At 53.2% G+C, this 12,364-nt stretch carries 11 protein-coding genes; 6 read left to right on the forward strand and 5 right to left on the reverse strand.

What is annotated here, in order from left to right:
• Nucleotides 1-53: 53 nt before the first annotated feature.
• Genes M2371_RS09435 through xthA form a run of 5 tightly spaced genes read right to left on the reverse strand, consistent with a single transcriptional unit; the run spans nucleotide 54 to nucleotide 4,927 of the window.
• Complete coding sequence (locus tag M2371_RS09435) at nucleotides 54-692, reverse strand: ATP-binding cassette domain-containing protein (protein WP_259267530.1); 639 nt, start codon at nucleotides 690-692, stop codon at nucleotides 54-56.
• Nucleotides 692-2,260 (reverse strand): ABC transporter permease subunit, encoded by a 1,569-nt coding sequence (locus M2371_RS09440; RefSeq protein WP_259267531.1) that lies wholly within the window; start codon nucleotides 2,258-2,260, stop codon nucleotides 692-694. Before M2371_RS09440 ends, M2371_RS09435 begins: the two co-directional genes overlap by 1 nt.
• Nucleotides 2,257-3,432 (reverse strand): ABC transporter substrate-binding protein, encoded by a 1,176-nt coding sequence (locus M2371_RS09445; protein WP_259267532.1) that lies wholly within the window; start codon nucleotides 3,430-3,432, stop codon nucleotides 2,257-2,259. Before M2371_RS09445 ends, M2371_RS09440 begins: the two co-directional genes overlap by 4 nt.
• Before the next feature lie 10 nt (nucleotides 3,433-3,442).
• Nucleotides 3,443-4,102, reverse strand: coding sequence for a TVP38/TMEM64 family protein (locus tag M2371_RS09450; RefSeq protein WP_259267533.1), 660 nt, complete (start codon nucleotides 4,100-4,102; stop codon nucleotides 3,443-3,445).
• Between the two features lie 18 nt (nucleotides 4,103-4,120).
• A complete protein-coding gene (xthA, locus tag M2371_RS09455; RefSeq protein WP_259267534.1) occupies nucleotides 4,121-4,927 on the reverse strand; it encodes an exodeoxyribonuclease III in 807 nt (268 codons plus the stop codon).
• A gap of 514 nt (nucleotides 4,928-5,441) precedes the next feature.
• Here xthA and M2371_RS09460 point away from each other — a divergent pair.
• The 6 genes from M2371_RS09460 to spy all read left to right on the forward strand — a co-directional run bounded on the left by M2371_RS09460 (nucleotide 5,442) and on the right by spy (nucleotide 12,292).
• Nucleotides 5,442-6,662 (forward strand): aspartate aminotransferase family protein, encoded by a 1,221-nt coding sequence (locus tag M2371_RS09460; RefSeq protein ID WP_259267535.1) that lies wholly within the window; start codon nucleotides 5,442-5,444, stop codon nucleotides 6,660-6,662.
• Nucleotides 6,659-7,693, forward strand: coding sequence for an arginine N-succinyltransferase (gene astA, locus M2371_RS09465; protein ID WP_172894713.1), 1,035 nt, complete (start codon nucleotides 6,659-6,661; stop codon nucleotides 7,691-7,693). Before M2371_RS09460 ends, astA begins: the two co-directional genes overlap by 4 nt.
• Complete coding sequence (gene astD, locus M2371_RS09470; protein ID WP_259267536.1) at nucleotides 7,690-9,162, forward strand: succinylglutamate-semialdehyde dehydrogenase; 1,473 nt, start codon at nucleotides 7,690-7,692, stop codon at nucleotides 9,160-9,162. The genes astA and astD overlap by 4 nt, the downstream gene beginning before the upstream one ends.
• Nucleotides 9,163-9,164: 2 nt before the next feature.
• A complete protein-coding gene (gene astB / locus M2371_RS09475; protein ID WP_259267537.1) occupies nucleotides 9,165-10,493 on the forward strand; it encodes an N-succinylarginine dihydrolase in 1,329 nt (442 codons plus the stop codon).
• Between the two features lie 23 nt (nucleotides 10,494-10,516).
• Nucleotides 10,517-11,482, forward strand: coding sequence for a succinylglutamate desuccinylase (gene astE, locus M2371_RS09480; RefSeq protein ID WP_172894706.1), 966 nt, complete (start codon nucleotides 10,517-10,519; stop codon nucleotides 11,480-11,482).
• A gap of 321 nt (nucleotides 11,483-11,803) precedes the next feature.
• Nucleotides 11,804-12,292, forward strand: coding sequence for an ATP-independent periplasmic protein-refolding chaperone Spy (gene spy, locus M2371_RS09485; RefSeq protein WP_172894704.1), 489 nt, complete (start codon nucleotides 11,804-11,806; stop codon nucleotides 12,290-12,292).
• The last annotated feature ends 72 nt before the right edge of the window (nucleotides 12,293-12,364 follow it).

Genomic DNA, 12,364 nt, shown 5'->3' on the forward strand with positions numbered 1-12,364 from the left:
TGCCTAATAGCGACGGCTATTCTTTGCGGTAACGCATGAATATGTATGACGAATTAGCTGGGGGAACTATTGATCGTGATTATTTTTCCGCCAACGGGAATATCCTGCGGGTCATGGGTGACCAGCACCACCGGAATGTCCATTTGCTTGACTTGTTGCCAGACAAACTGACGAAATTGCTCGCGCAAGGTCTGATCTAAACGTGAAAAAGGTTCGTCGAGCAGCAGCGCTTCTGGTTTTGCCAGCAACGCCCGCAGCACGCTAATGCGCGCCCGTTCCCCACCGGAAAGTGTTGCCGGGTCGCGCCGGGCAAAGTTCGCGAGTTGTGCGTTTGCCAGCGCTTCTTCAACGCAATGCTGGCGCAGCTTACGATCTTTAATCGCCTCAGGAATCGCCATCGCCAGGTTCTGCCCAACGTTCAGATGAGCAAACAGCAATGCATCCTGAAACAGAATGCCCATGTTTCGCCGTTCAGTGGGTAAAGTATCGCGGCGCTTTTGGTTAAGCCAAAGCTCACCTGACACGCGAAATTCAGCCGACAATGCGCCAATCATCCAGTTTAAAAACGTTGATTTCCCCGCGCCCGACGGCCCCATTAGCGTCAGCACTTCGCCCGGAGAAACGGTAAAATTTAGCTCATTAATCAGCGAGCGCGATGCGTTAGAAATCGAACAGTTCTGAACATTGAGCATCAGCGTAACCCTTGTCGATAATGACTCACCAGGCGGCTAACCTGGAGTGTAGCGATAAACATCATTGCCGGAAGCAGCATTTGCAGCAGCGCCTGAATCGCCTGCTGCTGTGGGTCGCCGCCGCTGCTTAAGGCCACCGCCTGAGTGGTGACGGTGGAAAAACGCCCGGCGCCAGCATACAGCGTGGGTAAATACTGCGCGACACTGACTGAGAACCCAACGGCAAAAGCGGCCAGCAGCGGGCGAACTAAAATCGGCAGTTTAACCCGGTATAAAATCTTCCATCTCGACCAGCCGAAAGTCTGCGCGGTGATAAGCAACCGCCTGTCAAACTGCTGCCAGGCGGGGCGTGCCACTAATAACATATACGGAACCACCCATAGCAAATGACTCCAGATAACACCGGGCCAATGACCATCTTGATCAAGCACTAACAAAATTCGGTATTGCCCAGCGACCAGCGGCAGCGCGGGTAAAAACAACGGTAGAACCAGCCACATATCAAAGCGCGAGTTGCCACCTTCCAGCCAAAGAATAACCACCAGCAAACCGAGTAAGCTACTCGCCAGCGCGATTAGCAGTGTGGTGGTTAACGACGATAACTCAGCTGCTTGCCAGCCAGAAAACGCAAGTCCATCGGGAAATAGCGAAGGGTAGAACCAGCCGTCGGCGAATGACCAAAGTATCAGCATTGCGATGGCCGCCATGCCCGTTGCGCTCATTATAAAACCTGCACCCGACGCCAGCGGTTGAATACCAGATTGATGGCGCCTGCCGGAAAATTGCCCTAAAGCGTGGCGAATGAACATCCAGAGTCCGTAGCCAACGACAATAAAAACGATCAACATCACCAGCATCAGCAGGGACGTTAACATCCCCATCGCCACGCGCTGTGGGTCGGCATCGTTAAGCCACTGCCAGGCAAGAACCGCGAGCGTTGGCGGGTTTGCCGGGCCAAGAATCAACGCGACATCAACCACCGAAAGGCTGTAGGCCACAACCGCTAATAACGCCCACTTCAGGCGCGGCAAAAGCTGCGGAACAATAACCCGAATGCGGCTTTGCAGCGGGCCATAACCCAGGCTTTGCGCCACGGTGAGTTGTTGGGAAAGCGCCGTATGATGGAGCTGCGTGCTGGCAATCCATAACAAAAACCAGCACTCTTTGAACGCCAGCAATATGCCCAGCCCTACACCAAATTCATCAAGATGAAATGACACTCCACACAATCGTGCCAGCCAGCCGTTATCGGCAAACAGCAACAGAAAACCGCTGGCGAAGGCAACGTGAGGCAAGGCTAACAGGAGCGGCAGTTGCGCGGTGTAGCGTTGCCAGCGAACGCCAGGCCAAAGCCCGCAAAACAGAAGCAAACACAGTGCCAGCGCCCCCAGGACGCTAATCAGGGTTGAATTTAGCGTCGCCAGCAGCGCCTGCGGCCATTGGTTATCCGTCCACAACGCCTGCCATATTTCGGGCATCAACAGCGGTTTTGTCATCATAGCTAAACCCGGTAGCAGCGGTGCAAAAACACACGCCACAGCAAGGTTTGCTAATAGACGATGGCTCATTTAGCCCCGTAACGCTGCAACCACTCTTTTTCCAGAGCCTCTACCCAGGCGGCATGCGGTTCAGCCAGGTAAGGCACGCTTTGCTGGTGGACAGGTTTTTGAGCATCAAGTTTTTCACGCAGCGGTTGTGGCAGTGTCGAACTATCAAGCACCGTTGCATCGCCCCAGATTGCCGGGTTGGCTTTACGAATTTGCGCCTCTGGCGACATCAGGAAGTTAGCCAGCACTTGTGCGCCCGCCTGCGCATTAGCATTAGCTGGGATCGTCACAAAATGGACGTTACCCAACATGCCTTGCTCAAATCCAAATGCCTGCGCGGTTTTTGGCAGTTGTTTACGTTCGATTAAGTTGTCGACATGCGAGGGGTTGAACGTCACGGAGAACAGCAGTTCGCCGTCGGCCAGCATGCGGTCCATGCGCGCAGGCGTTGGCGGGAACGTTTTGCCCTCACGCCATAACAGCGGATGCAGCTTATCCAGGTAATCCCACAACGGAGCCGTCACCTGCTGGAAAGTCGCTGCGTCCGGCGGGGTACGCAACGCTTGCCGATCGTGAGTCAGCACAATGAATAGCTGTTCGATAAACGCGGTGCCGGTGAAATCGGGCGGGCGAGGGTAACTCAGTTTACCGGGATGCGCTTTGGCAAATGCCAGCAGTTCATCAGCGCTGCGCGGGAATTTAACGTTGGGCTGCACATTGCCAATGAGCATTAACTGCGCGCTGCCCCACGGCGCTTCAGCACCGTCAGTTGGCTGTGAAAAATCTTCGCGCACGGGTTTATTCTGGTCAACGTAGCGCCAGTTGGGCAACTCCCATGCCCAGCCTTCTTTCAGCAATCCAGCCTGTTTCAGTGTGCGGAAGTTTTCGCCATTCACCCACAGTAAATCGACCGAACCTCTGGTTTTGCGCCCGGCGGCATCTTCGCTCTGAATACGCTTTACCGCATCAGCGGCATCGGCAAGGCGCACGACTTTTACCGTCACGCCATACTGCTGTTTCATTTCACCGGCAACCCAGTCGAGATAACTGTTTACCGCCGGGTCACCGCCCCAGGCGTTGAAATAAACGGTCTGGCCATTGGCTTGCTGACGCAGACTGTTCCAGTTGTCAGGCTGTGCAAAGGCCGCAAAGCTGACCGCAACCAGCGACAGCAAAAGAGTTAAAAGACGCAAAATGGGATCCTTATGATTTTCGGAGCAGGCGGACTATCCGGCGTGAAACCAGCGGCAATAAACCCAGTAAAATAAACATCAGCATCATGCCTGGAGAAAGAATATCGCTCAGGGTTCGAAGCTGGCTCAGTTCGCGTCCGGCGTTGAGATAAACCACAATCGCCGGCAGCATCCCGACAAGGCTAACGGCAAAATAACGCAGAGTGTTGACCGACGTCAGGCCCATCAGCAAATTGATCAAAAAGAACGGGAAAACCGGTGTCAGACGCAAAGCAAAAAGATAGTACAAACCTTCGCGTTCCATCCCACGATTTATGGCCGACATGGGAGCCGTAAAACGTTGCTGTACCCACTGACGCAGCAGATAACGGCTAATCAGCATGGCAAGTGTTGCGCCACAGGTCGCCGCCAAAGCAACCAGAACCGTGCCCTGAATCAAACCAAATTGCGAGCCAGCCAGCAGCGTTAGCAACGTGGCACCGGGAATCGAAAGTGTGGTGACCAGGAGATAAATCACGAAGAAGACAAACGCTGTTTGCAGCGGATGCAGATGATGCCAGGCAGAGAATTGCGCTTGATAGTGTTGCAGGGCCGCCAGACTTCCCGGCGGCAAATAGATGATGAGGAGAACGAAAACCACAACCAGCGTGGCAAACAGTAACTTACGCATGGGATGTGGTGTTCTTCCTTATAGCTTAAATTCAGCCCACACCGGCGCATGGTCGGATGGCTTTTCCATGCTACGAATATCGTAATCAATGCCGGTTGCAACACAACGTTCAGCCAGCGGTTGGCTTGCCAGCAGCAAATCTATGCGCAGGCCACGGTTGTCATCAAAACCTTTCGAGCGGTAATCAAACCACGAGAACTTGTCTTGCGCTTCAGGATTTGCGTGGCGGAAAGTATCGACCAGGCCCCAGCTAATCAGGCGGTCCATCCATTCACGTTCTTCCGGCAGGAAGGAACATTTACCGGTACGCAACCAGCGTTTGCGGTTGTCTTCGCCAATGCCAATATCCAGGTCGGTCGGGCTGATGTTCACATCACCCATAATCAGCACCGGATTATCCTTCTTCAGTTCGGTATCCAGGTAGTTTTGCAGATCCTGGTAGAACTTCATTTTGGCCGGGAATTTGGTCGGATGGTCGCGGCTTTCACCCTGCGGGAAGTAACCGTTTATCACCGTCAGATTGCCTAATGGGGAAGGAATTTCCGCCATGATAATACGGCGCTGAGCTTCTTCATCGTCGCCAGGGAAACCACGACGCACCGAAATTGGCGTCTCTTTGGTGAGCAACGCCACACCGTAATGGCCTTTCTGACCGTGATAAAAGACGTTGTAACCCAGCTTTGCAACATCTTCGAGTGGGAACATGTCATCGTGGACTTTTGTTTCCTGCAAACCGATGACGTCAGGTTGATGCTGTTCAACAATGGCTTGAAGTTGGTGCGGACGGGCGCGCAGGCCGTTGATATTAAAAGAGACGAATTTCATAAGTCGCTGCCGTGGTGACGAGTCAATGTTGCAGGATGTTAGCAGAAAATGGCAAAAATGCCGAGGGATCACAGCTTTGTAGGGGGATAAGCGCAAGCGTCATCCACCCTAAACCGCTGCTGTGTTGGATGACGCTAACGCTTATCCGACCTACAGACTGCGTTGCAACATTCCAGGCACATACAAAATCTGCACCAAAGTCAGTCACGCCGCCCCGTTTTGGGGCGTAATAGCCGTGCAAACCCCATCATCGATCACAAATCCAGTATTAAATTTTACAGTTGCATAATATTTCTTGTTTTCGTGCGGCGATCCCTACGGCACCATAAAACTATGCACTATCTATTCACTTTAAGTGAATGCGACTAGTTTGTAACTCCTTGATTTTCCTTTAGCAACCCTCCGCTATGCATTTATATCGCTGGCTGGCACGAAGCGTGCAATCTACATTTACAGCGCAAACACTCAATTATTTAACATATAAATAACTTTTTATTTACCCGGAGAGGTCTCTATGTCGCAGTCAATTACCCGCCAAAATTTCGACGAATGGATGATGCCCGTTTATGCCCCAGCTTCTTTTATTCCTGTGCGCGGTGAAGGGTCGACATTGTGGGACCAGCAAGGCAAAGACTATATCGATTTCGCCGGGGGTATTGCGGTCAACGCGCTGGGCCACGCCAACCCTGATTTACGCAAAGCGTTAGAAGAGCAGGCGGCAAAATTCTGGCATACCGGCAACGGCTACACCAACGAGCCGATTCTGCGCCTGGCAAAACAACTGATCGATGCCACTTTTGCCGACAAAGTGTTCTTCTGTAACTCGGGTGCAGAAGCCAACGAAGCGGCGCTGAAGCTGGCGCGTAAATACGCCCACGATAATTTTGGCCCGAACAAAAGTGGCATCGTTGCATTCAAAAATGCGTTTCACGGTCGCACGCTGTTTACTGTTTCGGCGGGTGGGCAACCGGCTTATTCACAGGATTTTGCGCCGCTGCCGCCGCAAATTAGCCATGCCATTTATAACGATCTGCAATCTGCCAGCGAACTGATTAACGAAAATACCTGCGCGGTGATTGTGGAGCCGATGCAGGGCGAAGGCGGTGTAGTGCCAGCCGATCCAACCTTCCTGCAAGGGCTGCGCGAACTGTGCGACCGCCACAACGCGGTGCTGATTTTTGACGAAGTACAAACCGGCGTTGGCCGCACCGGCGAGCTTTACGCCTATATGCATTACGGCATCACGCCAGATGTCCTTTCCACCGCCAAAGCGTTGGGCGGCGGTTTCCCGATTGGCGCGATGCTGACCACCGATAAGTTCTCAAAAGTGATGGTCGTCGGCACCCACGGCACCACCTATGGCGGCAATCCGCTGGCGGGTGCGGTTGCCGGGCGCGTGATGGAAATCATTAACACCCCAGAAGTGCTCAACGGTGTTAAGCAGCGCCACGCCTGGTTTGTAGAGCGTTTAAACAAAATTAACCAGAAGCATCAACTGTTCAGCGAAGTGCGCGGTTTGGGGCTGTTAATTGGTTGTGTCCTTCAACCGCAATACAGCGGAAAAGCTAAACTTATTTTACAGGCTGCGGCTCAGGAAGGCTTGATGATGCTTATCGCCGGGGCAAATGTGGTCCGTTTCGCACCGGCATTAATTGTCAGTGAAGCCGAAGTGCAAAAAGGGCTGGATCGTTTTGAGGGCGCCTGTGAACGCTTTTTAGCGGGAGAGCAATCATGATGATTATCCGTCCGGTTGAGCGCGGTGATTTATCCGGGCTGCTGGCGTTGGCGGGTAAAACGGGCGGCGGCTTGACCTCGCTGCCTGCGGATGAAAAAACGCTGTCGGCACGTATCGAACGCTCCATTCAAACCTGGCAGGGCGACCTGCCAGAAGGCGACCAGGGTTATGTGTTTGTGCTGGAAGATTCCACGACAGAACGCGTCGTCGGCATTTGCGCCATTGAAGTGGCGGTGGGTTTAAACGACCCCTGGTACAACTACCACGTTGGCACCCATGTTCATGCATCCAAAGAACTAAACATTTACAACGCGTTACCTACGCTGTTCCTGAGTCACGATCACACTGGCAGCAGCGAGCTTTGCACCTTATTCCTTGACGCCGACTGGCGCAAAGAAGGCAACGGCTATCTGCTTTCCAAATCACGCTTTCTCTTTATGGCGGCGTTTCGCGACCGCTTTAATGAAAAAGTGGTCGCTGAGATGCGCGGCGTGATTGACGAACACGGCCATTCACCATTCTGGGAAAGCCTCGGCAATCGCTTTTTCTCAATGGAATTTAGCCGCGCCGATTACCTGTGCGGTACCGGTCAGAAAGCGTTTATTGCGGAACTGATGCCGAAGCATCCGATTTATACCGATTTCCTGTCTGCCGAGGCGCGGGCGGTGATTGGCAAAGTCCATCCGCAAACTGCGCCTGCCCGGGCGGTGCTTGAAGCCGAAGGTTTCCGCTACCGTAATTACGTCGATATTTTCGACGGCGGCCCAACGCTTGAATGTGATATCGACCGCGTACGTGCGATCCGCAAAAGCCGCCTCGTTGAAGTGGTGATTGGGCAACCGGCAACCGAAGAGTTACCGATGTGCCTGGTCGCCAACGAAAAATACAACAATTTCCGCGCCATGCTGATTAAGGCGAACCCAAAAGGCGACCGGCTGATTATTGATGCCAAAACCGCTGACGCCCTGAAATGCAGCACTGGCGATAAAGTACGACTGGTGCGTTTGTGCCCCGAGGAGAAAAAAGTATGACTCAGTGGATTAATGGACAATGGCTTTCGGGCCTGGGCGAAACGCTGCAAAAGCACAATCCGGTGAATGGCGATTTGCTGTGGGAAGGGGCGGCGGCAAATGAGCCGCAAGTTGAACAAGCGTGCCATGCGGCACGTGCCGCATTTCCGGCCTGGGCGAAACGCCCGTTTGCCGAGCGTCAGGCTATCGTTGAAAAATTTGCCACCTTGCTCGACGCCAACAAAGAGTCGCTGACGGTGACGATTTCCCAGGAAACCGGCAAACCACGCTGGGAGGCGGCGACCGAAATCACGGCGATGATCAATAAAATCGCCATTTCGATTAAGGCTTACCACACCCGTACCGGCGAAACGCACACCGAAATGCCGGATGGTGCGGCCACATTGCGCCATCGTCCACACGGTGTTTTAGCGGTATTTGGCCCGTATAACTTCCCTGGCCATTTGCCTAACGGGCATATTGTTCCGGGGTTACTGGCGGGTAACACGCTGGTGTTTAAACCGAGTGAACTGACGCCGCTGATTGGCGAGCAGGTGATGAAACTCTGGGAGCAGGCGGGTGTTCCCGACGGGGTGCTGAACCTGGTGCAGGGTGGACGTGAAACGGGCCAGGCTCTGGCACAGCAGCCGACGCTTGATGGCTTGTTATTTACCGGCAGCGCGCATACTGGCTACCAGCTACATCGCCAGTTTGCCGGCCAGCCGGAGAAAATTCTGGCGCTGGAAATGGGCGGCAATAACCCGCTGATTGTGGAAGATCCGCAGGATATTGATGGCGCGGTGCATCTGGTGATTCAGTCGGCGTTTGTGACTGCGGGGCAACGCTGTACCTGTGCGCGTCGCTTGCTGGTAAAACACGGTGCGCAGGGCGATGCATTTTTACAGCGTCTGGTGGAAGTGGCGGGGCGTATTCGCCCTGGTGCGTGGGATGCAGTGCCGCAGCCGTTTATCGGCGGGCTAATTTCGGTACAAGCCGCAGAACGCGTATTGACAGGCTGGCAGGAGCATATCGCCCGTGGCGGGAAAGCGCTGCTTGAACCCAAGCTTCTCAAAGCGGGAACGTCGTTGCTGACGCCAGGTATTGTCGAATTAACCGGCGTGGCAAACGTACCGGACGAAGAAATCTTCGGGCCATTGCTGACGGTTTATCGTTATAGCGATTTTGATGAAGCCATCAGCATGGCAAACGACACCCGCTACGGCCTGGCGAGCGGCCTGATTTCTCCGCATCGCGAGCAATTCGATCAGTTGTTACTCGAAGCCCGAGCCGGGATTGTGAACTGGAATAAACCGCTGACGGGCGCATCGAGCGCGGCTCCGTTTGGTGGAGTGGGCGCATCCGGTAACCATCGCGCCAGTGCGTGGTACGCGGCAGACTATTGCGCGTGGCCGATGGCAACGCTTGAAAGCCCGACCTTCCCGCTGCCTGCGACCCTGAGTCCGGGGCTTGATTTCAGCCGTGAGGAATAGCCATGAAAGCGCGTGAAGTTAACTTTGATGGACTGGTGGGGTTAACCCACCATTACGCCGGGCTTTCTTTCGGTAACGAAGCGTCGACTAAGCACCAGTTCCGCGTCTCGAACCCTAAGCTTGCCGCTAAACAAGGCTTGCTGAAAATGAAAGCGCTGACGGATGCTGGTTTCGCGCAGGGGGTTATCCCTCCGCAAGAGCGGCCTAATATTCCACTGCTGCGCCAGTTAGGTTTCAGTGGAACTGATGCGCAAGTTATTGAGCGTGTCGCCAAAGATGCGCCGCAGCTATTGTCGGCTGTCAGTTCGGCTTCCTCTATGTGGGTGGCTAATGCCGCGACCGTTTGCCCATCGGCAGACAGTCTGGATGGCAAAGTGCATTTCTCGGTGGCGAATCTGAACAACAAATTCCACCGCGCCAGTGAAGCGCCAACCACTGAAAACACATTGCGAGCCATCTTCCGTAATGAGCAGTATTTTTCTGTTCACAGCGCATTGCCGCAGGTCGCTATGTTTGGTGACGAAGGGGCGGCAAACCATAACCGTCTGGGCGGAGCCTATGGCGAGCCGTCGACACAACTGTTTGTTTATGGGCGTGAAGAAGCCAAAGCCGGACTCATTCCGGCGCGTTACCCGGCCCGCCAGACATTAGAAGCAAGCCAGGCGGTAGCGCGACTGAACCAGGTCAAACCTGATTTACTGGTGTTCGCGCAACAAAACCCGATGGTTATCGACCAGGGCGTATTCCACAACGACGTGATTGCGGTATCCAACCGCCAGGTGCTGTTCTGCCATGAACAGGCGTTTCTGCATCAGCACGCGCTTTACGAGCAGTTACGTGAAAGAGTGCCTGGTTTTACCGCCATTGAAGTGCCGGCAGATAAAGTGAGTGTGGCTGATGCGGTCGGAACGTATTTGTTTAACAGTCAGTTACTGAGCCGTGAAGATGGTAGTATGACGCTTATCTTGCCCGAAGAGTCACGCCAGCACGCAGGCGTGTGGCGTTATCTCAATGAGGTTCTGGCGGCGGATAACCCGATTAGCGATTTGCAGGTCTTCGACCTGCGCGAAAGCATGGCTAACGGCGGCGGCCCGGCGTGTTTACGTCTGCGTGTGGTTCTCAACGACGCAGAACTCAAAGCGGTAAACCCGGCGGTGATGATGAACGACAAGTTGTTTATCACCCTCAACAACTGGGTCGATCGCTGGTATCGCGACCAGTTAACTCAGGCTGATTTAGCTGACCCTCAACTGTTGCGTGAAGGGCGCGAAGCACTCGACGAACTGACGCGTATACTAGACTTAGGTTTTGTTTATCCGTTTCAGCACTAATTTCAGTCCTAACCGGAGGCTCAATGTTGGATTTTTTGGCGCAAACCCTGGCGGGTAAAGTGCCAACGCAGACCGCAGGAAAAAACACTCACCTACGTTGGCAGTGGTGGGATGAGGGGATTTTGGCATTGACTCCGCATCAATCTGTGGAAAAGACGCTGGTGTTGTCGGCGGGTATCCACGGCAACGAAACTGCGCCAGTAGAAATACTCGCCCAGCTCGTTGATAGTCTTCTCGCGGGTGAGCTGGCGTTGCAATGGCGGTTGCTGGTGATTCTGGGTAATCCAGAAGCATTGCGCAGCAACCAGCGTTACCAACACAGCGACATGAACCGCATGTTCGGCGGGGGCTGGCAGCAGTTCCCGGAAAGCATTGAAACCCAGCGCGCCTGTCGCCTTGAACACGCGCTGGATTTGTTCCTCGCCCAAAGCGAAGAGACAATTTGCTGGCATCTCGATATGCACACCGCCATTCGAAGCTCATACCATCCACGTTTTGGGGTATTACCTTCACGCACCACGCCGTACGATGAGGAGTTTCTCTCGTGGCTGGGCTGTGCCGGGTTACAGGCGCTGGTGTTCCATCAGTCACCGGGCGGGACTTTCACTCATTTCAGCAGTGAGCATTTCAATGCGCTGAGCTGCACGCTGGAATTGGGCAAGGCGCAACCCTTTGGTGAAAATGATCTCAGCCAGTTTGAACAAACCAAACAGGCGTTGCAGGCTTTGCTGAGTGGTGAAACTCCGCCAGCAGCGGAAGGTGAGCCGCTACGCTATAAAGTGGCGCAACAGATCACTCGCCTCAGCGATGCCTTTGTGTTGCACATGTCGGCGAAAACGCAGAACTTCACCGCGTTTCCTAAAGACACATTACTGGCAGAAGATGGCGACACGCGTTATGTGGTGAAAGAAGATATTGAATATGTATTATTCCCTAATCCTAATGTAGCGGTGGGATTACGTGCTGGATTAATGCTACGCGAGCTTTAATATGCATCGGCCTCAGTAATGGGGCCGGAAATAATCACCGGTCAAACAACAATATACAGATAAATCTTAATAGGTGCTTTCTCCGACATTCTAATTACTATACACTCCCTTCATAATTCCTTTAAAATCATAGCTTTGTTATATTCTGTTGCAATTCAGCGACGTTTTATCCTTATTCTCTTCATAATTGCTGCAATTTTGTTTTTTGTCCTTTCAATGCTTTACCGATGCGCACTATTACTTGACGCACAACCCCGTAAACTTAATTTCGTCAACGCGGCAGACCTTGTCGTAATAGAAATCAGAACAGGAATAAACAATATGCGTAAATTAACAGCTCTCTTTGTTGCTTCAACTCTGGCTCTGGGCGCGGCGAACCTGGCTCATGCAGCTGACACCACCACGACCACGGCGGCAAAAACCGATGCGCCGATGATGCACCATAAAGGCATGCGTGGCGGCCATCACGATATGATGTTCAAAGATTTGAATTTGACGGATGCGCAGAAACAGCAAGTGCGCGACATCATGAAAGACCAGCGCGGTAAAATGGAGCGTCCTTCAGTAGAAGAACGTCGTGCGGCACATAATATTATCGCCAGCGACAGCTTCGACAAAGCGAAAGCCCAGGCGCAAGTCGACAAAATGGCCGAGCAAAACAAAGCTCGTATGATGGCTCATATGGAAACTCAGAATAAAATCTACAACATTCTGACGCCTGAGCAGAAAAAACAATTTAATGCCAATTTTGAGAAGCGTCTGACAGAACGTCCTCAACATGAAGGTAAAATGCCTGCTGATCAGGAATAACTGATCGACTGACTTAAGACCGCCGGTTTTGTCCACAATCGCTTTATTATTGTGGACAGAACCGGCGGTTTT

Origin of the sequence: Buttiauxella sp. BIGb0471, from assembly GCF_024807715.1 — a bacterium.
GTDB classification, from domain to species: Bacteria; Pseudomonadota; Gammaproteobacteria; order Enterobacterales; family Enterobacteriaceae; genus Buttiauxella; species Buttiauxella agrestis.

Bases quoted from the DNA above. Each gene is read 5' to 3' on its own strand.
- M2371_RS09435 (WP_259267530.1), bottom strand. From the start codon at position 692: ATGCTCAATGTTCAGAACTGTTCGATTTCTAACGCATCGCGCTCGCTG.
- M2371_RS09440 (WP_259267531.1), bottom strand. From the start codon at position 2,260: ATGAGCCATCGTCTATTAGCAAACCTTGCTGTGGCGTGTGTTTTTGCA.
- M2371_RS09450 (WP_259267533.1), bottom strand. From the start codon at position 4,102: ATGCGTAAGTTACTGTTTGCCACGCTGGTTGTGGTTTTCGTTCTCCTC.
- xthA (WP_259267534.1), bottom strand. From the start codon at position 4,927: ATGAAATTCGTCTCTTTTAATATCAACGGCCTGCGCGCCCGTCCGCAC.
- M2371_RS09460 (WP_259267535.1), top strand. From the start codon at position 5,442: ATGTCGCAGTCAATTACCCGCCAAAATTTCGACGAATGGATGATGCCC.
- astA (WP_172894713.1), top strand. From the start codon at position 6,659: ATGATGATTATCCGTCCGGTTGAGCGCGGTGATTTATCCGGGCTGCTG.
- astD (WP_259267536.1), top strand. From the start codon at position 7,690: ATGACTCAGTGGATTAATGGACAATGGCTTTCGGGCCTGGGCGAAACG.
- astB (WP_259267537.1), top strand. From the start codon at position 9,165: ATGAAAGCGCGTGAAGTTAACTTTGATGGACTGGTGGGGTTAACCCAC.
- astE (WP_172894706.1), top strand. From the start codon at position 10,517: ATGTTGGATTTTTTGGCGCAAACCCTGGCGGGTAAAGTGCCAACGCAG.
- spy (WP_172894704.1), top strand. From the start codon at position 11,804: ATGCGTAAATTAACAGCTCTCTTTGTTGCTTCAACTCTGGCTCTGGGC.